We start from the raw sequence: 21,023 nt of genomic DNA, 5'->3' as shown, positions 1-21,023 counted from the left end.
GCGCGGCTCACTGGTTCAGCGGCTGGTTGGCGGCGTCGTACACCGGCCACAGCTTCTGCAGGCCCAACTGCTCGATGGCGGTGTCGACGTACTTGGGCTCGACCCAGCCGGCCACGTTGACGTCACCGCGCAGCAGGCCCAGCTCCTTGGATTCGGCGACGGTGGCGCGGTAGCGGTCGACGAAGAACTCGTCCAGACGCGGCGAGTAGCGGCGCACCAGTTGCAGGTCGCCCTGCTCGGCGCGCAGCGAGTCGACCGGGGTGCCGGACTTGGCCCACAGCTCGAACGCCGCGTCCTCGTTTTCCGGCGCCGACACCCAGGCGGCGGTCTTCACCAGGCCGTTGACCACCTTCTGCACGATCTCCGGATGCTTTTGCTCGAAGTCACCGTCGACCAGCACGTGGGTCTGGCGGGTCAGGCGGGCGTCCACCGCGCGGGTGTCGTAGATGATCCGGCCGACGCCGTTCTTCTGCAGCTCGAAGGCGGTGGACGACAGCCAGGCGCCGTCGATGTCCCTGGAGGCCAGCGCCGCGGCGGCGGTGGGGAAGTCCATGTTGATGGTGCGGAAGTCGCGGTCCTGCAGGCCTTCGCGCTTGAGGGTGCGCGCGGTGGCCAGCTGCAGGTTGGTGCCCTTGAACTGCGCCACCTTCTTGCCCTTGAGGTCCTCCAGGCTCCTGGCCGGCGAATCGGCCGGCACCACCAGGTAGTTGGAGGCGAGCAGGCCGTCGGCGGCGATCAGTCTGGTGTTGAGGCCGCCGGCCTTGCCGATCACCGCCGGCAGGTCGCCCTGCCAGGCGAAATCGAGCTGCTTGTTGGCCAGCGCCTCGTTGACCGCCGGGCCGGCGCCCTTGAAGTAGGTCCACTCGACCTTGATGCCGTCGGCTTCCAGCTCCTTCTCGATGGCCTGGCGCTGGTGGGCCAGGCTGGTGACGCCGGAGGAGGCGAAGGGGATGCCGCCCTTGCCGACGGTGGCAAGGCCAAAGCGGATCACCTGGGGTTGCTCGGCGGCGAAGGCGGCGCCGAACCAGCTGGCGCCGAGGGCGGCGACGAGGGGGAGCAGCAGTTTGCGTTTCATGGGGGACTTCCTGTTTCCGTCGAAGGGGGCTTGCCGGAGCGCCGGATGGCGACGCGGCGAGTACAGGAAGGGTGGTTGCAGGTGTTATGCCAAAGTCTTTCGAATCTTTAAATTAAAATACCATAACGACATAACAGGCCGGCAAGCGGCCGTTTGGCGCGCTCTGCCGCTGGCGAGCGGAGGGCGCCGGTCGGGCGACGGTGCGCCGTGCGGCGCGGCGCTCGGCGAGGCTGTGGCGAATTGCGCAGCGCCGGCAGCGAACTGTTGGAAAGTCCGCAGCGCCGCGCTCCGGACGCCGCCAGGTTGGACAGGCTGGGCACCGGCCCCGAGGCCAGCAGCAGGCGCAGCAGCAGATAGCACGCAGAAGCCCGCCAGCCAGCGCGGGCGGGCGGAGAGCCGCCCTGCAACGGACCTCAGCCGGCGTTGCCGTAGCGCGCGCCGGCCGGTGGTGGCAGCAGGTCGTAGCGCTTCATCAGGGTCCGCAAGGCGTGGCGGCTGATGCCCAGGCGATCGGCGCTGTGCACCTGGTTGAAGTGGTGGCGGGCGAGGGTGGTCTCGACCAGCAGTTCCTCCCAGCGCGCCAGCAGCTCCGGGTGCTCGTGGTCGAGCAGCTCCTGCAGCTGCTGGCGGATGCCCTGCCAGAGCGGGTCGGTCGGCGCGCCCGCATTGTTAGCCGGCGCACCAGCGGTCGTGGTCGGGGCCGGGGCAGGCGCAGCCCGGCGGCTGAACTGCAGGTGGCGTCCCTCGATCAGCGGCCCGCCGGCCAGCAGGGCGGCGGACAGCAGGGTGTTCTCCAGTTCGCGGATGTTGCCGGGCCAGCTGTGCGCCAGCAGGCGCTGCACGGCGTCGGCGTTCAGCTCGGGCAGCGGGCGGGCGTGTTCGCGGGCGAACTGGCCGAGGAAGTGCCGGGCCAGCGGCAGGATGTCGCCGGGGCGGTCGCGCAGCGGCGGGATGCGCAGGGTGACAATATTCAGCCGGTAGTAGAGATCTTCGCGGAAGCGCCCGGCGGTGATCGCCGACTGCAGGTCGACGTGGGTGGCGGTGACGATGCGCACGTCGATGGGAATCGGCTTGCGTCCGCCGACGCGCACCACCTCGCGCTCCTGCAGCACGCGCAGCAGCTTGACCTGCAGCGCCAGCGGCAGGTCGCCGATCTCGTCGAGGAACAGGGTGCCGCCCTGGGCGGCCTCGAACCAGCCCTCGCGGCGGCCGTTGGCGCCGGTGAAGGCGCCGGCCTCGTGGCCGAAGAATTCGCTCTCGGCCAGGCTTTCGTTGATCGCCGCGCCGTTCACCGCCACGAACGGCCCCTTGCGGCCGCTGCGCTTGTGCAGGTGACGGGCCAGCAGTTCCTTGCCGGTGCCGGTTTCGCCGTGGATCAGCACGGGCACGGGGCTGGCGGCGACCAGCTCGGCCTGTTCCAGCAGTTGCTGGGAGCGGATGTCGGCGAACAGCAGCGCCTTGGCCCGGATTTCCTCGCGGCTGTTCTCATGGGGAGCCAGAGTCAGGACGGGTGCGTTCATGGCGGCCTCGCTTGCTACGGGTTCTCGATCCGGCAGGACTGTAGCGGCACATGCTTATATTTAAAAATAATCAAATTTACTTTCTATATTCCAGTTTTTGAATGTGAGCTGTTGCCCGTACTGCTGGCGAAAAATCGGCAGAACGCGGCCTGTGCTGCGCAAAATCCAACAGTTGCACGGCAAGAGACCGGTAAAAGCGCTGAATATGCGGGCTTCATGCAATTGGCACGCTTGCTGCAATCATCCTGTCAGCGCCGCAACGGGCGGCGATCCGAACCTTCTCGACCGACAGGGAGCCCCCATGAGCCAGCGTCAATTGAGTCTGAATGCCTTCCTGATGGCCACCGGCCATCACATCGCCGCCTGGCGTCACCCGGACGTGCCGGCCGGCGCCGAGGTGGACTTCCGGGAGTACCTGCGGGTCGCCCGGCTGGCCGAAGCCGCCAAGTTCGATGCCGTGTTCGTCGCCGACGGCGTGGCGGCCAATTTCGGCAGCGGCAGCCTGGAGGCGGCATCGCGCAATGCGCGGGCCTCCTTCCTCGAACCCTTCACCCTGCTGTCGGCGCTGGCCGCGGTGACCGAGCGCATCGGCCTGATCGGCACGGTCAGCACCAGCTTCAACGAGCCCTACCACCTGGCGCGCAAGTTCGCCTCGCTGGACTGGATCTCCAATGGCCGCGCCGGCTGGAACCAGGTGACTTCCAACACCCTGGCCGAGGCGCAGAACTTCAACCGCGACGAGCACCTCGAGCATGCCCTGCGCTACGAGCGCGCCGGCGAGTTCCTCGACGTGGTCAAGGGCCTGTGGGACAGCTGGGAGGACGACGCCTTCGTCCGCGACAAGGCCAGCGGCCAGTTCTTCGATCCGGCCAGGCTGCACGTGCTCGATCACCGGGGCAAGCACTTCCGGGTCAAGGGGCCGCTCAACGTGGCGCGCTCGCCGCAGGGCTACCCGGTGCTGGTGCAGGCCGGTTCCTCCGACGCCGGCAAGGAGATCGCCGCGCGCACCGCCGAGGCGATCTTCACCGCCCACCAGAGCCTGGAAAGCGCGCAGGCCTTCTATGCCGACGTCAAGGGCCGCCTGGCCAGGTACGGGCGGAGCCCGCAGGAGCTGAAGATCCTCCCCGGCATCTTCGCCATCGTCGGCCATACCGAGGAGGAGGCCCAGGCCAAGTACCGGCAGCTGCAGGAGCTGATCCACCCGCAGGTCGGCCTGTCGCTGCTGTCGGGAATGATCGGTGCCGACCTGTCCGGCTACGACCTCGATGGCCCGGTGCCGCAGGACCTGCCGGAAACCAACGGCGGCAAGAGCCGCCAGGCGCTGCTGCTCGATCTGGCCGCGCGCGAAAACCTGAGCATCCGCGAGCTGTACCTGCGCATCGCCGGCGCCCGCGGCCACTGGACGGTGGTCGGCACTGCCGAACAGGTCGCCGACCAGATCCAGCTGTGGTTCGAGAACGGCGCCGCCGACGGCTTCAACGTCATGCCGCCGTGGCTGCCGGGCGGCCTCGAGGACTTCATCGAGCTGGTGGTGCCGGAGCTGCGCCGCCGCGGGCTGTTCCGCACCGAGTACGCCGGCACCACCCTGCGCGAGCACTTCGGCCTGGCCCGGCCGGAAAACCAGTACGTCCGGCAGCGCCAGCAACGCGCCGCCGGCTGAAACCTGACAGACAACCTTCGCTTTGCCAACGAGATCGGCGGGCATCACCGCCAGGGAGAACCGACATGAGCCTCAGCATCCAACCCATCACCGGCCGCATCGGCGCCACCGTCAAGGGCGTGCGCGTCACCGACCTCAGCGACGCGCAGTTCGCCGAGCTCTACCAGGCGCTGCTCAAGCACAAGGCGCTGTTCTTCCCCGAGCAGCACCTCAGCGACGCGGAGCAGGAAGCCTTCGGCCGCCGCTTCGGCGACCTTTCGGTGCACCCCACCGCACATACCGCGGCCAACACCGCCGGCATCCTCGAGGTGGACTCCGAGCGCTCGCGCGCCAACTCCTGGCTCGCCGACATCACCTTCCTCGCCGACTATCCGAAGATCACCCTGCTGCGCGGCGAGGTGGTCCCCGAGTTCGGCGGTGACACCGTGTTCGCCAATGCGGTGGCCGCCTACGAGGAACTGCCGGCGCCGCTCAAGCAGCTGGCCGACAGCCTGTGGGCCAGCCACACCAACGTCTACGACTACGCCTCGCCCAAGGAGCTGGCCGGGGTCGAGCAGCACCTGCGCTTCCGCGAGGACTTCACCTCGGTCTACTACGAGACCGAACACCCGCTGGTGCGTGTGCATCCGGAAACCGGCGAGAAGGCGCTGCTGCTCGGCCACTTCGCGCAGAAGATCGTCGGCCTCAGCTCGCGCGACTCGCGCACGCTGCTCGACCTGTTCCAGGCGCACATCGTCAAGCTGGAGAACATCGTGCGCTGGCGCTGGAGCAAGGGCGACCTGGCGGTATGGGACAACCGCGTCACCCAGCATATCGCCGTCGACGACTACGGCAACGCCCGCCGCGTGGTGCGCCGCACCACCGTACACGGCGAGATCCCGGTGTCGGTCAGCGGCGAAACCAGCCGTGCCATCAAGCCCAGCCCCGAGGCGCGCAGCCCGCTGACCGACGCCGACAAGCTGGGCCTGAAGAAGGCCGGCTGAGTCCAGCCCGGAACCGAAACCGGCGCAGGGCGGCGCCGGCAGGCCACCGCACTGCGCAGGACCGCTCCGGCGCGCCCGGATGCGGCGGGGCTGGACCGGCCGCCGTATCCGGGCAATCCTTGCTGCCTTGTTTCCCCCGGATCAGCCGCGCAGGAACGCCATGAGCAAGAACGTCTTCGTCTTCAGCCGCCTCAGCCCCGAACACCAGCAGCGCCTGAGCCGCAACTTCAACGTCACCCTGCTCGACCCGGCCGGCGACATCGACGCCCAGTACGCCGCCGCGCTGCCGGCGGCGCACGGCCTGCTCGGTGTCGGCCGGCCGTTCGGCCGCGCCCAGCTGGCACAGGCCGAGCAGCTGGAGGTCGTCTCGACCATCTCGGTGGGTTACGACAACTACGACCTCGCCTATCTGAACGAGCGCGGCATCCTGCTCACCAACACCCCGGACGTGCTCACCGAAACCACCGCCGACCTCGGCTTCACCCTGCTGATGGCCGCCGCGCGGCGGGTTCCGGAGCTGGACGCCTGGGTCAAGGCCGGCCACTGGCAGGCGCCGGTCGGCCCGGCGCAGTTCGGTAGCGACGTGCACGGCAAGACCCTGGGCATCCTCGGCCTCGGCAACATAGGCGCGGCCATCGCCCGCCGCGGCCGCTTCGGTTTCAACATGGAGGTGCTCTACCACGGCAACAGCCGCAAGCCGCAACTGGAGCAGGAGCTGGGCGCGCGCTACTGCGGTTTCGACGAGCTGCTCGGCGAGGCCGACTTCGTGGTGCTGGTGGTGCCGCTCAGCGCCGCGACCCGCCACCTGATCGGCCGCCGCGAGCTGGCGCAGATGAAGCCGGGCGCCATCCTGGTCAACGTCGCCCGCGGCCCGGTGGTCGACGAGGCGGCGCTGGTCGAGGCGCTGCAGAACGGCCAGATCCGCGCCGCCGGCCTCGACGTCTACGAGCAGGAACCGCTGCGCGAGTCGCCGCTGTTCGCCCTGCCCAACGTGGTGACCCTGCCGCACGTAGGCTCGGCCACCCACGAGACACGCCAGGCGATGGCCGAGCTGGCGCTGGACAACCTGGAGCGTGCGCTGCTCGGCGGCACACCGCGGCACAGGGTCAATCCGCAGGTGCGGGTGGGGTAGGGCGCTTTCGCTCTCGTCCCCGTCCGTGGCCATGGGCGGGGACTTCCTCGGGTTGTGTTGCACTTGCGCCCCGCGCTACTCTCGGCACCTGTCATCAGCGCACACAAAGGGACTTGGCGTCATGGTGCATAACCTGCCTTCACCACCATCACTATTGTCAAAGCTGCGTCTCAGAGCGGTTTTTCGTTTCTCTGGCGGAGTTTTATCCACCAGTCCCGTTCGGTGTGTTATGCACCAATTGGTGTCTGTTTTTTGTTAGAGCTTCTCCGAATCGCGCGCGATTACTCTCTGAGGTTACGCATTCATGAGTTCGAGAACGTCAACCGTAATTTTCCTTTTCACGCTCGTTGCCATCCTCTTTTAGGGTCTAGTCTGGCACGCATGGAACACTGGAACCCTTAATGATTTCTCGGATGTATATCGCAACTTTGGGAATACAACCCCCAGAGCGTTGTCGTTTGGTGTTCGAACTTTGCCCTATTGGTGGGGCATCCCTTTCATCAACGCTTTGCTGCTGTCCGTGGTCTGTTTTGCTGCCAACCGCTCACGCTGGCTGCTCCTCCCACTTGCGCTTTCTCTTTCGTCAGCCAGCGTGATGCTCTACATCATGTACTCAGGGCCGCTCGTAAGAATGGGCGTCAATTGAACAAGAGTTTTCAATTACATGCACATCGGATCAGAAAGGCCGCATAGCGGTTAAGCTCAAGTTCGCCCAATACGAAGGAACAGAGCCTTGGGATGCTCAAGTAGCCTTGAATTTAGAAAGCGGAGTTATGGAAAAATATTCAAAAGATGTTAAGAAATTCTTCCATACGTGCATGGCTTCTAACTAGTGGTATATGGGCTCTCCCCACAAGTGGTGAGTAACCCTGTTCCAACCCTGTCGTCAGTGCGGTTGCACTCGTATATCCGGCCTTCGCTGGGCGTTGCCGCCCGGGCCACTCTGTAGTTCGCGCAACGGGGGCCAAGCGTTCAGTCGATCACGGGGATCATGATTGTTATCGGCCTTGTTCCGTTGCAGGACTCGCCTGTTCCGACAGTGTCGCTGTTCACCACAACCACAAGAAAACCTGCTCCTGCTGGCTCCGTCCCGCCGTCAGGCGGGCTTGCTGCTCTGCCAGTCGCCGCTGAAGCGCCGCTCGTGACACCACACCGCCCAGCAGGTCCGTACCAGCTTGTTCGCCAGCGCCACCGCGGCCTTGTTGTGGCCGATCCGCGCGGCGGTTTCCACCGCCCAGCGTTGCAGGCGGGTCAGGCGTTCCGGCGTATTGGCCTGGCAACGCTGCGCCGCCAACAATCGTCAGGCCGCGGGGTGCAGGCGCGTCGCCAGCGCCGTGCGGCGGATCACCAGCTTCTCCAGCTCGGCCACGCAGAACACCAGCAGGCCGGCGCCGAGTACCTTGAGCCACTCCAGCGGGGTCAGCCCGGCCGAGCCGAAGATCCCCTGCATGAACGGCGCGTAGGTGAAGGCCAGTTGCAAGGGGATGCAGGCGGCGATGGCCAGCAGCACGTAGCGGTTGCCGAGCAGGCCGCCGCGGCCGAGCACCGGGGCGAAGATGAAGCGGCTGTTGAGCAGGTAGAACATCTCCGCCACCACCACCGCGTTGACCGCCATGGTCCGCGCCGTCTCCAGGCTGGTGCCGGCGGCCAGCTCCCAGAGGAACAGGCCGAGCGCCCCGGTCATCATCAGCACCGAGACCATCAGCACCCGCCAGACGAAGAAGCCCGACAGCAGCGCCTCGCCCACCGGCCGCGGGCGGCGGCGCATGATGCCGCGCTCGGCTGGCTCGAAGGCCAGCGCCAGGCCCAGGGTGCTGGAGGTGACCATGTTGATCCACAGCACCTGCGCGGGGGTGAGCGGCAGGGCCAGCTCGAAGAGGATGGCGGCGATCACCACCAGCGCCTCGCCGCCGTTGGTGGGCAGCATGAACAGGATGAACTTCCTGATGTTGTCGTAGACCGCGCGGCCCTCGCGCACCGCGCTGGCGATGGTGGCGAAGTTGTCGTCGGCCAGCACCATGTCGGCGGCCTCCTTGGCCGCCTCGGTACCCTTGAGGCCCATAGCCACGCCGACGTCGGCGCGCTTGAGCGCCGGGGCGTCGTTGACGCCGTCGCCGGTCATCGCCACCACCTGGCCGTCGTCCTGCAGCGCCTGTACCAGGCGCAGCTTGTGCTCGGGGCTGGCGCGGGCGAACACGTCCACTTCCATCGCCACCCGGCGCAGGGCGGCATCGTCCATCAGCGCCACCTCGGCGCCGGTGAGCGCCGGCTTGCCCACGCCGATGGCCAGCTGCGCGCCGATGGCGCGGGCGGTCTCGGCATGGTCGCCGGTGATCATCTTCACGCGGATGCCGGCCAGGTGGCAGTCGGCGACGGCGCGCATGGCCTCCTCGCGCGGCGGGTCGATGATGCCGACCAGGGCCAGCAGCACGAAGCCGGATTCGGTGTCGGCGAACGCCAGCCGCTCGCGCTGCGGGGCGGCGCGCTTGCAGGCCAGGGCGAGCAGGCGCAGGCCCTGGGCCGCGGTGTCGGTGGCCATGCGCCGCCAGTAGTCGACCTCCAACGGCCGCTCGCCGTCGAGGTCGAGCTGCGCCACGCACATGTCGAGCACCCGCTCCGGCGCGCCCTTGACGAACAGCCATGGCTCGTCGTCTCCGTCGCGGTGGTAGGTGGCCATGAAGCGGTGCTGCGACTCGAAGGGAATCGAGTCGAGGCGCGGCCAGGCCTCCTCGCCCAGCTGCTGGGTGAAGCCGGTCTTGCCGCCGAGCACCAGCAGGGCGCCTTCGGTGGGATCGCCCTCCACGCGCCACAGCTGGTCTTCCTCGCGCAGGCGGGCGTCGTTGCACAGCACGCCGGCGCGGATCGCCATGGCCAGCGACGGATAGTGCGCGGCCTCGACGATGCGCCCGTCGAGGCTCATGTCGCCCACCGGCGCATAGCCCACGCCGCCGACGGCGAACACGTGGCCGGCGCAGACCACGCGCTGCACGGTCATCTCGTTGCGGGTCAGGGTGCCGGTCTTGTCCGAGCAGATGGTGGTGACCGAGCCCAGCGCCTCCACCGCCGGCAGGCGGCGGACGATGGCGTTGCGCCGGGCCATGCGCTGCACGCCGAGGGCGAGGGTGACGGTCATGATCGCCGGCAGGCCCTCGGGGATCGCCGAGGCGGCGAGGGCGACCACCATCATGAACATTTCCGCCGGCGCATGGCCGCGCCACAGGGTGCCGAGCACGAAGGTGGCGGCCGACAGCGCCAGGATGGCCAGCGCCAGCATGCGGCCGAAGCGGTCGACCTGGCGCAGCAGCGGCGTGCTCAGATTGCGGATGGCGGAGAGCATCTGGTTGATCTTGCCGAGTTCGGTGGCCGCGCCGGTGCCCACCACCAGGCCGCTGGCCTGTCCGTAGACCACCAGGGTGCCCGACCAGGCCATGCCGTGGCGGTCGCCCAGCGGGGCGTCGGCGGCCACGCTGGCGGCGCTCTTCTCGACCGGCAGCGACTCGCCGGTCAGTGCGGCCTCCTCGACGCGCAGTTCCTTGACCTCGACCAGGCGCAGGTCGGCCGGCACGCGGTCGCCCGAGGCGAGCAGCACCAGGTCGCCGGGGACCAGGTCGGCGGCGTCGATCTCGCGGCGCTGGCCGTCGCGGACCACGGTGGCGTGCGGCGAGAGCATGGCGCGGATGGCGTCCAGCGCCGATTCCGCCTTGCCTTCCTGGATGAAGCCGATGATGGCGTTGACCAGCACCGCCAGCAGCAGCACGCCGGTGTCGACCCAGTGGCCGAGGATGGCGGTGATCACGGCGGCGGCGAGCATCACGTACAGCAGGATGTTGTGGAACTGCAGCAGAAGGCGCAGCAGCGGGCCGCGCTTCTTCGGTGGCGCCAGCCGGTTGGGCCCGTGGTGCGCCAGGCGCCGCCGGGCCTCGTCCTCCGACAGGCCGGCGAGGCCGGTCTGCAGGGCCTGCTCGATCTGCGCTCGCGACAGGGTATGCCAGGCAGGTTGCGCGGCTTCCTGGGGGGATGGGGTCGGGTGATCGGTCATTGATCCGTCCTGTTCCGAGTTCCGTCGTGGGCAGGATAGGCCTGGCAATCCGGCAATTCCCTGCAGGATATGTGTGATCTTGTTTCGCGATCGTGTCGACGACCGCTACGGAAGGCGTGGCTGAGGGCGAGTCCCCGGGCACGGTTTGCCGAGCCCGGTTATAACTACAGGTCTCATCGTTCTAAACGCTTATGACAAAAAGCCGTTATTCTCCCGCGCAATTTGCGATGGGCTTGAGTTCGCTCTGCAGGGGTGATGATGGATTCGGCGATTTTCGGTTTCGTGTTTGCAGGCCTGGCGGTCGGCTTCATCGTCGGCATGACCGGCGTTGGCGGCGGTTCGCTGATGACGCCCATCCTGCTGTGGTTCGGCATCAATCCGGCTACCGCGGTGGGCACCGACCTGCTGTACGCGGCGATCACCAAATCCAGCGGCGTGCTGGTGCACGGCAAGAACAGGAACATCGACTGGGCCATCACCGGCTGGCTGGCGCTCGGCAGCGTGCCGGCCGCGGCGCTGACGCTGCTGTTCCTGCACAACCTGCATGCCGACCCGCAGGCCCTGAATGCGCTGATCAAGCAGGCGCTGGGCTTCGTCCTGCTGCTGACCGCGCTGGCAATCCTGTTCAAGAAGCAGCTGCTGGCCTTCGCCAGCCGGCATGCCGGCGACCACTACCAGCTCAGCCCGCCGACGCTGAATGCGCTGACGGTCGTCACCGGCGTGATCCTCGGCGTGATGGTGACGTTGACCTCGATCGGCGCCGGCGCGCTGGGCACGGTCGCCCTGTTCATGCTCTACCCGTTCCTGCCCACCCGCCGCCTGGTCGGCACGGAAATCGCTCACGCGGTGCCCCTGACCCTGGTCGCCGGCCTGGGTCATGCCGGCATGGGCAGCATCGACTGGCAGCTGCTGGGCTACCTGCTGGTCGGCTCGCTGCCGGGCATTTATATCGGCAGCCATCTGACCGGGCGGATTCCCGAGCATCTCCTGCGTCCGTGCCTGGCGATCATGCTGTCCCTGATCGGCTACAAGCTGGCGTTCTGAGCCAGTCCCCCCGGCCTGCGCGGCCGGCAGGGCAAGCCAACGATGGGCGAAGCACCTTGCGGTGTCTTCGCCCATCGCGTTTCTGGCGGGCTTACAGGCTGAATTCGCCTTCCGCGGCGATGGCTTCCAGCGCCAGGCGCGGGCTGGGGGTTTCGCGGGCCTGCAGCGGCTCGGGCAGGCTGGCGGCGTCGCCGCGCTTGCCGACGGCGACCATGGCATGGACCTCGTAGCCGTCCGGGATCTTCAGCTCGCGGCGCGCCAGTTCCTTGTCGAAGCCGGTCATTGCGTGGGTGTGCCAGCCGGCCAGGTGCGCCTGCAGGGCGAAGAAGCCCCAGGCAGCGCCGGTGTCGAAGGCGTGCGAGGGGGCGGGCTGTTCCTCGCTCTTGCCCGGCGCCACGAAGCTGGTCTTCGAGACGATCACCAGCAGCGCCGAGGCGTGCTGCGCCCAGCCGCGGTTGAACTCGACCAGCAGGCTCAGGTAGCGCGGCCAGTCGGCGCTGTCGCGGCGCGCGTAGAGGAAGCGCCAGGGCTGCGAATTGTAGGCCGAGGGCGCCCAGCGCGCAGCCTCGATGAAGCCGAGCAGGGTGGTTTCGGGGATGTTCTCGCCGGTGAAGGCGCGCGGCGACCAGCGCTTGATGAACTGCGGGTCGATGGCATGGGTGGCGACGCGGGAATTGTCGGTCATGGCTCCTGGATCCTTACTATCCGTTGATTGAAAACCTACCCTTATAATTCGATGGCCTGACTTTGGTAACCCGTTGCGGATTTTTCCGGGCCTTCGCCCGCGGCGGAGACTCCCCGGCCAGGTGCGCCTCGGCGGCAGCGACCTGTAGTCGACCGGCCGCGGCGTGGTTTACTGCGCCAGCCAGCCCGTCGCAACGTGCTTCGCGGGCCCATGGAGAATCCGCCCGATGCTTCGCCCCTTCGTGTCCGCTCTGCTGTCGTTGCTGATCACCGCTCCGCTGTTCGCCGGGCAGGTCGAGCGCCAGCCCCTGTTCGACTTCGTCAGCCCCGATGAGGCGGTGCAGCTCGCTACCCACAATGCCGCCCTGCCGGCACCCGCCGCCGAGGTCACGGCGCAGGGCGAGGCGCTGCGCCGGCTGACCTTCGCCGCGGGCGAGGTGGCGAGTGTGCGCCTGGCGCCGCAGGCGGGGAGCTGGGACTGGTCGCAGGCCGGCGCGATGAGTCTGCGCCTGCAGAATGCGATGGACTGGGCGCTGACCATCGACGTGAAGATCGAAAGCGCCGACGGCCAGGCGCTGGTCAGTCGCATCGCCCTGCCGGCCGGGCCGGCCCAGGAGCTGCTGGTGCCACTGCAGGCCAGCTCGCCGCGACAGCAGGGGATGCGCGCCGCGCCGCCGATGCCATGGGAGCACGGCGGCCAGCGCATCCTGCTGGCCACGCAGGTGGATGGCCAGCTCGAGCGCAACCGGGTGGTGGCGGTGACGCTTTCGCTGGATCATCCGCAAGCGCCGCAGAGCCTGCTGCTCGGCCAGTTCGGCGTGCGCGCCGGAACCGATCTCCAGCAGGCGGGCTATGCCGGCCTCGTCGACGGCTACGGCCAGTTCAGCCGCGGCCAGTGGCCCGGGAAGGTCGACAACGACGCCCAGCTGCGCGAAGCGGCCGCCGCCGAACGCATCCAGTTGCAGGGCTGGCTGGCCGGGCGCCCTCGCCAGGATCGCTACGGCGGCCTGCTGGACGGCCCCAGCTTCGTCGCCAGCGGCTTCTTCCGCACCGAGAAGCGCGACGGCCGCTGGTTCCTGGTCACTCCGGAGGGCCATCCGTTCTATTCGCTCGGCGTCAATGCGCTCAGCGCGGCGCAGAGCGCGACCTACGTCGAGGGCCGCGAGGCCATGTTCGCCGACCTGCCGGCGGCCGGCAGCGCCCTGGCCGGCTGGTACGGCAGCGACGACAGCCGGCGCGGCACCGGCGCCAGCCGCGACCTCGGCTTCGCCCACGGGCGCTGGTTCGACTTCTACCGCGCCAACCTGCAACGCAGCTATGCCGAGCCGCGCTGCAGCAGCCCGGCGCCCGCCGCCGCGGCGGACTGCAGCGCCTTCGACGCCCGGCGCTGGACGACGCACACCCTCGACCGCCTGCAGGCCTGGGGCTTCAACACCATCGGCAACTGGAGCGATGCCGCCCTGGTGGAGGCCCGTCGGGTGCCCTACACCCTGCCACTGCTTATCAGCGGCGACTACGCGGTGGTCAGCACCGGCCTCGACCTGTGGGGCGGCATGCCCGATCCGTTCGATCCCCGCTTCGCCGCGGCTGCCGAGCGTGCCGTGCAGGTCGCCAGCCGTGGCCATCGCGACGATCCCTGGCTGATCGGCTACTTCGCCGACAACGAACTGGCCTGGATCGGCAGCGGCGATCCGCTGCGGGCGCGCTACGCGCTGGCGCTGGGCACCCTGCGCCTCGGTCCGGAGTCGCCGGCCAAGCGCGCCTTCGTCGAGCAGTTGCGCGGCCAGTACGCCAGCGTCCGGCAGCTGGCGGCGGCCTGGGGCATCGCGCTGGCGGACTGGGGCGCTCTGGAGGGGGCCGGCTTCCAGGCGCCGCTGCCGCAGGAGGGCCGTCCGGCCATCGCGGAGGATCTGCAGCGCTTCCAGCGCCTGTACGCCGACCGCTACTTCCGCACCGTCGCCGCGGCGCTCGAGGCGCAGGCGCCCAACCACCTGCTGCTGGGCGGGCGTTTCGCCGGCACCACGCCGGAGGCGGTGGCCTCCTGCGCGCAGTACTGCGACGTGCTGAGCTTCAACTTCTACACCCGCGAGCCACAGCATGGCTACGACTTCACCGTGCTGCGCGCGCTCGACAAGCCACTGCTGGTCACCGAGTTCCACTTCGGCTCGCGCGACCGCGGGCCGTTCTGGGGCGGCATGCAGGAGGTCTGGGTCGAGGAGCAGCGCGGTCCGGCCTATGCGCACTACCTGGAGCGGGCGCTGGCCGAGCCGAGCATCGTCGGCCTGCACTGGTTCCAGTACCTGGACCAGCCGGTGACCGGGCGTCTGCTCGACGGCGAGAACGGCCACCTGGGCCTGGTGGCGATCACCGACCGGCCCTGGCAGGGCTTCGTCGAGGCGGTGCGCCAGGCCAACCTGGCGGTCGCCGCGCGCCTGCTGGCCGCGAAGCCCGCGGGAGACGGGCCGAAGTAGCCGGCGCTGCTGCTCCCGCCGGTAACGGGGCTGCGGCGCTGCGTCGCTCAGTCCGATTTGGGCGGCAGCAGCGCCGAGCGCGAAACCAGGATGCCGGGCAGCATCGGCGCCCAGAAGCTCAGCCCGCGGAACAGCAGCGTCGCCGACAGTGCCACCGGCAACGAGACGCCCGCCCAGTGCAGGGTGGTGACCGCGGCCCCTTCGAACACCCCCAGCCCCCCGGGCGTCACCCCGATGCTGCGCAGCAGGCTGGCCAGCATGAAGCCGGCGAACACGCCGCTCCACGGCGCGCCTTCGCCCATGGCGCGCACCAGCAGCCACAGCGTCGAGCCATCCAGCAGGATGATGCTCAGGTCCAGCACGACGGCCCGCGCCAGGAGCCGCGGGTTGCGCGTCAGGGCGGGATCGGCCTGCTGCAGCGTTGCCAGTGCACGGACGACCCGGGTGCGTTCGACCAGCCCGCCAGCCAGCCCGGGAAGGCGGCGCCCCGCCAGCAGGGCGACCCCCAGCGCCACGGCGAGGCTGCCCAGGGCGAACAGGGTGCCGGACACGATGAGCAGGGCGGTGGCATGGCCCTCGACGATCACGATGCCAAGCGCCGCCCCCAGCGCGAGCACATAGGCCAGCAGGTAGGAGGACACGCCGATGACCAGGCAGGCGATCACCACCGGGCGAGGAATGGCGAGGCGCGCGAAGGCGGCGGTGACCGCGAGGGCTCCGCTCAGCCCATAGGTCGGCAGCGCCTGGTCGATGAACAGCTTCACCAGCCCCAGTCTGCAGGCGCTGCGCAGGGTCAGGACGGCCCCTCCCGCATGGACCACCAGCCGGTAGATCTGCCCCTGCGCCAGATAGGTCAGCGCTTGCAACAGCAAGGCGAGGGCGAACCATCCGGGCTGCACCTGGTGCAGCAGCTGTGCCAGCTCATCGGCTTCGGACAGGTGCAGGGCGATCGCCACCACGGCAGCCAGCGCCGCGGCCCCAAGCAGCCACGACAGCCACAGCAATCGTTGCGAGCGCACCAGCGGCGGCGGGAGGGAATCGTCGGGAGGATCGGTGTATCCAGCCATGCCAGACCCGGGCAAGTAGGAGAGGGGCGGGCCGCAGCCCCTCGCGAGGTCGATCGGCACCTGCCTCAGATTAGCCTCCACGGAGGCGGCAGGCGCCAGCCGGCGTGCGCGGCGCCCCGGATGCAGCGCCGCACCGGACACAAGGCTAGAGCACTATGCCCACCAGCTTCTTCAGCAGTTCTTCGAGCGGCATGACGGTGAGCAGCAGCGGCACCACCGGCAACAGCGTCGCAAACGCGAGGCGCATGAAGACATCTCTGGTGACCGGAGCGATGCGCATCTCCTGTACCACTGCAAAGCTGTTGCCGAGATCGGCAAGCGACTGGATATCGCCGCTGCCCACCAGCGGCTCGTTGGCCGGAGCGCCACCGCGCAGCCATTTGCTGTCGAAGTCGCGCACGTAGTTCATCGCCAGACCGCCGTATTCGCGCAGGCCGATGCGCTTGGCGTTGGCCAGTTGCGCCGAGAAGACGAACAACGGGGCAATGACCAGGCACTCGACGAAGATCACCACCATGGCGATCTCGGCCTTGAAGGCCGGCAGCCTGGCGCCGATATAGAAGATCCGGTTGGCCAGCATCCCGGCCAGCAGCGCGCCGTGTGCCAGCGCCAGCGGCATGAAGGCGTAGGCCGAGTTGGCGAGGAAGCCCAGGCCGCCGACCCGGTCCGGATGGGTGGGTACCAGGTTCAGCTCGATGCGCGATACCTGCCAGAGAAAGCGCATCCAGATGAACAGGCGGAAGAACCAGCGGATCAGCAGGAACTGGAAGATCGGCACGCTCACGTAGCCGTACCAGATCCCGGCCAGCGACAGATCGAATCCCGAAGCGGTCGGCACCGTATACCAGGTGGCGGTATCGAGGACGGCGGAGCTGCGCCATACCACCAGCACGCCAACCCCGTAGACGAAGGCGATGAGCAGCACCTCGGCGATCACCGAGTTGCGCAGGCGCATGGCGGAGGCAATGGCGGTCTCGAATCTCGTCGTCGCAGCCTCGGGGACCAGCCGGCGCTCGAGGAACTGCCTGACTACCGGACGGATACGCTGATGGACGATCAGCTCGGCGCCGATCAGCAACGGCATCGCCACCAGGAAGCGGATATGCACGTCGAAGTCCATCAGAAAGGGGATGGCCACCCCGCCGCCCAGCAGTCGTCCCTCGAGCGCCGAGAGCAGCAGCAGCGGCAGCCAGGCCAGCAGCGCGATGAAGAGGATGCGTTTCTGCGCCAGTTCGAGCGCGTCGCCGGACAGCCGCGCGCGGCGGAACAATTGGAACAGCGGGCCGCCGAGAACCAGCGAGAAGTCGGCCGGATCACTGGTGAATCGTTCAGGCGCTGTCGGCTGGTCGGGTGCAGTCTTCATTCCGGCTACCATGGCGGAGTCAATGTCCCTGACTGGCCCGTCAGGGCGGGGAGCCTTGCCCAGACAGTCCTGCTTGCCGGCCCGGAACGCCCGGCGCGGTGTCCCCCGTTTCACGATAGACGATGAAGTACGGGCCGGCGGCCGGCGACTTCCTGATCGTCGCTGACCAGCAGGGCGAAGTGGATGACGCTTTCCAGTTCGCGGGTGTTGCCGGGCCAGGCGTGGCGCTCCAGCACCTGCTGCGCCGCCAGGCCCAGCGTCGGCGCCGGCAGGCCGAGCCACTGGGCGTGCACGCCGAGGAAGTAGCCGGCCAGTGGCAGGATGTCGCCCGGCCGCTGGCGCGGTGGATGTGGCGGGCCAGCAGTTCCTTGCCGGTGCCGGTTTCGCCGCGGATCAGCAGCGGCTGGCCGCCGGGAGCGAGGCGCTCGACCTCCTGGTACAGCGCCTGGGAGCGCGGGTCGACGAACACCAGCGCCTTGGCGCGGATGCTCAGCGGGCTGCGCTCGGCGTCGCTGAAGGTCAGCACGGGTTGGGCGAGCGGGTTGTCGGATGGCATGGCGGACTCCGGGCCGGAGTGCGCGCCGGCCGTTCAGGACGAGGGGAGGCCCGCCGCGCGGGCTTCAGGCCAGGCGGCGGGCATGCTGTTCGATCAGGTTCTGCAGGCGGAAGAGGTGGGCGAAGCCCTGCTCCCACTGGCGGTGGCCGGACTTGACGTTGATGTGCCCGGCGCCGGCCAGCAGAACCGGCTCGGCACCCCACTGGCGGGCCAGCTCCAGGGCGCGTGCCGGGGTGGCGGCGGGGTCGTTGTCCGAGCCGACCAGCAGGCTGGGGAACGGCAGCAGCTGGCGCGGGATGGGCGCGAAGTCCTGCAGCGCCTCGGGGCAGCCGGGGCGTTCGACGTCCGCCGGCGCCACCAGCAGCGCCCCCAGCACCTTGTCGCGCAGCGCCGGTGCCGCCTGGGCCGCCCAGTGGGCGAGGGTGACGCAGCCCAGGCTGTGGGCGATCAGGATCAGCCGCCGGGGCGCTGCCGCCACGTGGCGGTCGAGGCTGGCGACCCAGTCCTCGCGACGCGGCTGCAGCCAGTCGTCCTGCTCGACCCGGCTGGCATCCGGCAGGCTGCGCTGCCAGTGACTCTGCCAGTGTTCGGCGGGGGAGCCCTGCCAGCCGGGCAGGATCAGGTAGTGGACGGCGTGACGGCGCATGGGCTGGCCCTCGTGGAGGCTGTGGACCCGTGCAGTCTAGGTAGCGGATGAAATATTGTTAAGTAATAAAAAATTATTTATCTATTCTATATGGTTATTTTTGTAGCTCAACCATGCCCCGGCCGATGGCGGTGGGGCGCCAGCAGCCAGTGCGGATCCTTGCCCTGCAACCGCTGCATGCCGTTCTGCAGCCAGTGGCTGGTGGCCTTCTCCGCCCGCTGGATGAGTTCGGCGGTGTGCGAGAAGTCGAAGGTGTTGATGGCCAGCGGGCACAGGGGCGGCAGCACGATCAGTTCGCAGCGCTGCGCGAAGCGGTCGACGTCGGCCAGCAACTGGCGCATGGCCAGCAGGTTGATGGCGTGCAGGGCGATGGCCAGCGCGCCGTGGGGCGGCTCCTGCAGTGCACAGGGCGTGCCGGTGGGCAGGATCAGCACGCGGGTCGCCCCCAGTTCGATCGCTGCGGAAATCGGCGTGTTGCTGGCGATGCCGCCGTCCATCAGCGGCCGACCGCCGATGACCACGCTGGGAAACACTGCCGGGATGGCCGCACTGGCGAGCAGGGCATCGGCGGCATCGCCGGTGGAGAGGATGACTTCCCGGCCGTCCAGCGCATCGGTGGCGACCACGTGGCAGGGCAGCGCGGCGTCTTCCAGGTTGCGGTAGGGCAGGCGCGTGGCGATCAGGGCGCGCAGCGGGTCGGGCTGCGCCAGAAAGTCGCGGCGGCCGAGCAGGCAGAGCAGGGTGTCGCTGGTCGACAGCGGGAAGACATCGCTGCGGCGCAGGTCCAGCCAGATGCGCTCGAGCTGCGCGACGCCGCTTTCGTCGGGTGCGGCGGCATAGTAGGCGGCGTTGATCGCTCCCACCGAGGCGCCGACCACCAGATCGGGAGTAATGCGCGCGCGACACAGCGCCTTGAGCATGCCGACCTGCACGGCGCCGAGGCTGCCGCCGCCGGCCAGCACGAAGGCGGTCTTCGCCGCGCCCATGAGGTTTCAGGGCAACAGGCTGGGCCAGATGCCGATGTTCGGTGGCAGCGGGCAGTGGTGGACATGGTCACCGGTACACTCCTGTGCGAGCGGACCACTGGCCGCGCTCCGGGCCTGGCCGCCGGCGACAAGGGCGGCCCCCACGATCATGGCACCCAGCAGCCAGGGATAGGCATCAACCTTGACCTTCATGGCACGCCCCTTCGGTAGCGGTCAGGGAGTGCGGTCCGTGCATGCGGGGCAGGAAGCCGGCCTGCGGTTTCTGTCCCGGGCGTGGCGTGGGCGGAGCGGCCGTGGCCACGGGTCCTCACAGGCTGAGCTTAGCCCAGCCCATCCGGGGCGGCATGGCGAGGGGAGGGGCGCTGCCCAGGCGGCAGGCTGGCCGGCAGTCCCGGAGCGCGTGGCGCTCCGGGAGCCTATCGGGCTGACGGGTCAGCGGGAGGCGGAGGACAGGCTGCGCACGCCATCGACCAGCACCTTGCCGTCGACGCCGCTGGCGTCCTTGATCCAGGCATCGGCGACGCCTGCAGTGGCGTCCTGCATGGCCTTGTAGGCGGCGGCGTCGATGGCCACCAGGCCTTCGGCCGGGGTGGCGCTGCGGGCGGCGTCCATCGCCTTGTCCCAGGCGGTGGCGAAACGGTCGTTCAGCGCCGGGCCGCTGTTGCGGTCGATGATTTCCTGCAGGTCCTTGGGCAGGCTGGCGAACTTGTCCTGGTTCATCAGCATGGTCAGCACGGTGTAGCCGAAGGCGTTTTCGCCAGCCGGGGTGGCGCTGTGGTACTGGGTCACCTCGTTGAGCTTGGTGGCCGGGACCACTTCCCAGGAGGCCAGGGCGCCGTCGACCACGCCCTTGGAGATGGCTTCGGTCATCTGCGCCGGCGGCATGCTCACCGGGGTGACGCCGAGGGCTTCCAGGGTCTTGGCGGCGGTGCGGCTGGAGGCGCGCAGCTTCAGGCCCTTGAGGTCCTCGAGGGTCTTCACCGCCTTGCCGCGGGTGTGCAGGTCCATGCCGCCGTCGCCGAACACGGAGAGCACCTTGTAGCCCTTGAAGTCGTCCTTGGCGTACTGCTCGTAGAACTTCCAGATGATGTCGTTACCGGCCTTGCCGCCGTAGGGCAGCATGAACGGCAGCTCGAGGGCCTCGACGCGCGGGAACTTGCCGGCGGAGTAGGCGGGGGCGGTCCAGACGATGTCGGCTACGCCGTTGCGCGCCATGTCGGCCAGCTTGGCGGGGGTGCCGCCCAGCTGCATCGACGGGTACAGCTGGCACTTCAGGCGGTCGTTGGACTCCTGGCGCAGCTGTTCGCACCAAGGCTCGATGATGTTGACCTGGGCGTTGGAGGTGGACGGCAGGAAGTGCGCAACCTTCAGGGTATAGCTGTCGGCGGCCTGGGCGGCGCCGGCGGCGCCGATGGCGAGGGTGAGGGCTGCGAGCTTGAGGGTTTTCATGGAAGGAGGCTCCCGTTCTTGTTGTGGCTGGATTGTTAACATTTCAATCAAGGGGTTGCACGTGTTTTTTGAAGCGTTTTCACGCTTGCGCGGCGCGCCTGCATTCGCGGCAAGGCGCTGCCCGTGCGTGCCCGGCGACGCTGGCCGGCCATGCGGCATGGTCCGCGGGGATGGCGTCGGCCGCGACTTTCCGTGATCCCGCGACGCTACCTGAGCGATTGGCGTTGCGCACCGCGCAAAAGCTGACCCAGGTCAACGCCAGCTCCGATCCCGCGGAAAAGCCGCGCAATCAGGCGAGAAACGAGACGGCGCCGGCGGCGAGGCACGGCTGCGGCGCGGTCACTTCTT

General features: G+C 68.7%; 16 protein-coding genes and 2 pseudogenes. 6 read left to right on the top strand and 12 right to left on the bottom strand.

Annotated elements, in window-relative coordinates; all coding sequences use genetic code 11:
• Positions 1 to 7 precede the first annotated feature (7 nt).
• Both SK095_RS04925 and SK095_RS04920 read right to left on the bottom strand, forming a co-directional pair.
• Positions 8 to 1,075, bottom strand: coding sequence for an ABC transporter substrate-binding protein (locus SK095_RS04925; protein ID WP_320548080.1), 1,068 nt, complete (start codon positions 1,073 to 1,075; stop codon positions 8 to 10).
• A gap of 413 nt (positions 1,076 to 1,488) precedes the next feature.
• Positions 1,489 to 2,595: a sigma-54 interaction domain-containing protein gene (locus SK095_RS04920; protein WP_136489467.1), complete on the bottom strand. Its 1,107-nt coding sequence runs from the start codon at positions 2,593 to 2,595 to the stop codon at positions 1,489 to 1,491.
• 301 nt (positions 2,596 to 2,896) lie between these two features.
• Between SK095_RS04920 and SK095_RS04915 the strand changes: the two genes are divergently transcribed.
• From SK095_RS04915 to SK095_RS21695, 4 genes are all read left to right on the top strand, one after another.
• On the top strand, positions 2,897 to 4,255 hold the full coding sequence (locus tag SK095_RS04915; RefSeq protein ID WP_320548079.1) for an LLM class flavin-dependent oxidoreductase: 1,359 nt from the start codon (positions 2,897 to 2,899) through the stop codon (positions 4,253 to 4,255).
• Positions 4,256 to 4,320: 65 nt separating this feature from the next.
• Positions 4,321 to 5,238, top strand: a complete 918-nt coding sequence (locus SK095_RS04910; RefSeq protein ID WP_320548078.1) for a TauD/TfdA family dioxygenase — start codon at positions 4,321 to 4,323, stop codon at positions 5,236 to 5,238.
• Between the two features lie 160 nt (positions 5,239 to 5,398).
• Positions 5,399 to 6,370, top strand: coding sequence for a D-glycerate dehydrogenase (locus tag SK095_RS04905; protein WP_320548077.1), 972 nt, complete (start codon positions 5,399 to 5,401; stop codon positions 6,368 to 6,370).
• Between the two features lie 641 nt (positions 6,371 to 7,011).
• Entirely contained in the window at positions 7,012 to 7,203 is a 192-nt protein-coding gene (locus SK095_RS21695; protein WP_414153881.1) for a hypothetical protein, read from the top strand.
• 263 nt (positions 7,204 to 7,466) lie between these two features.
• Here the strand turns inward: SK095_RS21695 and SK095_RS04900 are convergent.
• A pseudogene (locus SK095_RS04900) lies at positions 7,467 to 7,667 on the bottom strand (IS110 family transposase); the annotation flags it as partial.
• Positions 7,668 to 7,670: 3 nt separating this feature from the next.
• Positions 7,671 to 10,409, bottom strand: a complete 2,739-nt coding sequence (locus SK095_RS04895) for a cation-transporting P-type ATPase (protein ID WP_136488058.1) — start codon at positions 10,407 to 10,409, stop codon at positions 7,671 to 7,673.
• Positions 10,410 to 10,667: 258 nt separating this feature from the next.
• Between SK095_RS04895 and SK095_RS04890 the strand changes: the two genes are divergently transcribed.
• Complete coding sequence (locus SK095_RS04890; RefSeq protein ID WP_136488059.1) at positions 10,668 to 11,453, top strand: sulfite exporter TauE/SafE family protein; 786 nt, start codon at positions 10,668 to 10,670, stop codon at positions 11,451 to 11,453.
• Between the two features lie 91 nt (positions 11,454 to 11,544).
• Here the strand turns inward: SK095_RS04890 and SK095_RS04885 are convergent, their stop codons facing one another.
• Positions 11,545 to 12,138: a nitroreductase family protein gene (locus tag SK095_RS04885; RefSeq protein WP_136488060.1), complete on the bottom strand. Its 594-nt coding sequence runs from the start codon at positions 12,136 to 12,138 to the stop codon at positions 11,545 to 11,547.
• Positions 12,139 to 12,364: 226 nt separating this feature from the next.
• Between SK095_RS04885 and SK095_RS04880 the strand changes: the two genes are divergently transcribed.
• Entirely contained in the window at positions 12,365 to 14,608 is a 2,244-nt protein-coding gene (locus SK095_RS04880; protein WP_320548076.1) for a beta-agarase, read from the top strand.
• Positions 14,609 to 14,655: 47 nt separating this feature from the next.
• On the opposite strand, the gene SK095_RS04875 is transcribed toward SK095_RS04880, so the two are convergent.
• The 7 genes and pseudogenes from SK095_RS04875 to SK095_RS04845 all read right to left on the bottom strand — a co-directional run bounded on the left by SK095_RS04875 (position 14,656) and on the right by SK095_RS04845 (position 20,675).
• Positions 14,656 to 15,675, bottom strand: coding sequence for a lysylphosphatidylglycerol synthase transmembrane domain-containing protein (locus tag SK095_RS04875; protein ID WP_320548075.1), 1,020 nt, complete (start codon positions 15,673 to 15,675; stop codon positions 14,656 to 14,658).
• Positions 15,676 to 15,820: 145 nt separating this feature from the next.
• On the bottom strand, positions 15,821 to 17,038 hold the full coding sequence (locus SK095_RS04870) for a hypothetical protein (protein WP_320548074.1): 1,218 nt from the start codon (positions 17,036 to 17,038) through the stop codon (positions 15,821 to 15,823).
• A 146-nt stretch (positions 17,039 to 17,184) separates the two neighbouring features.
• Positions 17,185 to 17,594: pseudogene (locus SK095_RS04865) on the bottom strand (sigma 54-interacting transcriptional regulator); the annotation flags it as partial.
• Positions 17,595 to 17,658: 64 nt separating this feature from the next.
• Complete coding sequence (locus tag SK095_RS04860; protein WP_201486719.1) at positions 17,659 to 18,240, bottom strand: alpha/beta hydrolase; 582 nt, start codon at positions 18,238 to 18,240, stop codon at positions 17,659 to 17,661.
• A 107-nt stretch (positions 18,241 to 18,347) separates the two neighbouring features.
• The gene (locus tag SK095_RS04855; RefSeq protein WP_320548073.1) at positions 18,348 to 19,226 is read right to left on the bottom strand and encodes a patatin-like phospholipase family protein; all 879 of its coding nucleotides are present in this window, start codon (positions 19,224 to 19,226) and stop codon (positions 18,348 to 18,350) included.
• Positions 19,227 to 19,232: 6 nt separating this feature from the next.
• On the bottom strand, positions 19,233 to 19,418 hold the full coding sequence (locus tag SK095_RS04850) for a hypothetical protein (protein WP_320548072.1): 186 nt from the start codon (positions 19,416 to 19,418) through the stop codon (positions 19,233 to 19,235).
• A gap of 240 nt (positions 19,419 to 19,658) precedes the next feature.
• The gene (locus tag SK095_RS04845; protein ID WP_136488067.1) at positions 19,659 to 20,675 is read right to left on the bottom strand and encodes a TRAP transporter substrate-binding protein; all 1,017 of its coding nucleotides are present in this window, start codon (positions 20,673 to 20,675) and stop codon (positions 19,659 to 19,661) included.
• Between the last annotated feature and the right edge of the window lie 348 nt (positions 20,676 to 21,023).

The sequence above is a fragment of the Pseudomonas sp. AN-1 genome, assembly GCF_034057115.1.
GTDB lineage: Bacteria > Pseudomonadota > Gammaproteobacteria > Pseudomonadales > Pseudomonadaceae > Geopseudomonas.
This window is presented reverse-complemented; position numbering and strand designations above follow the sequence as displayed.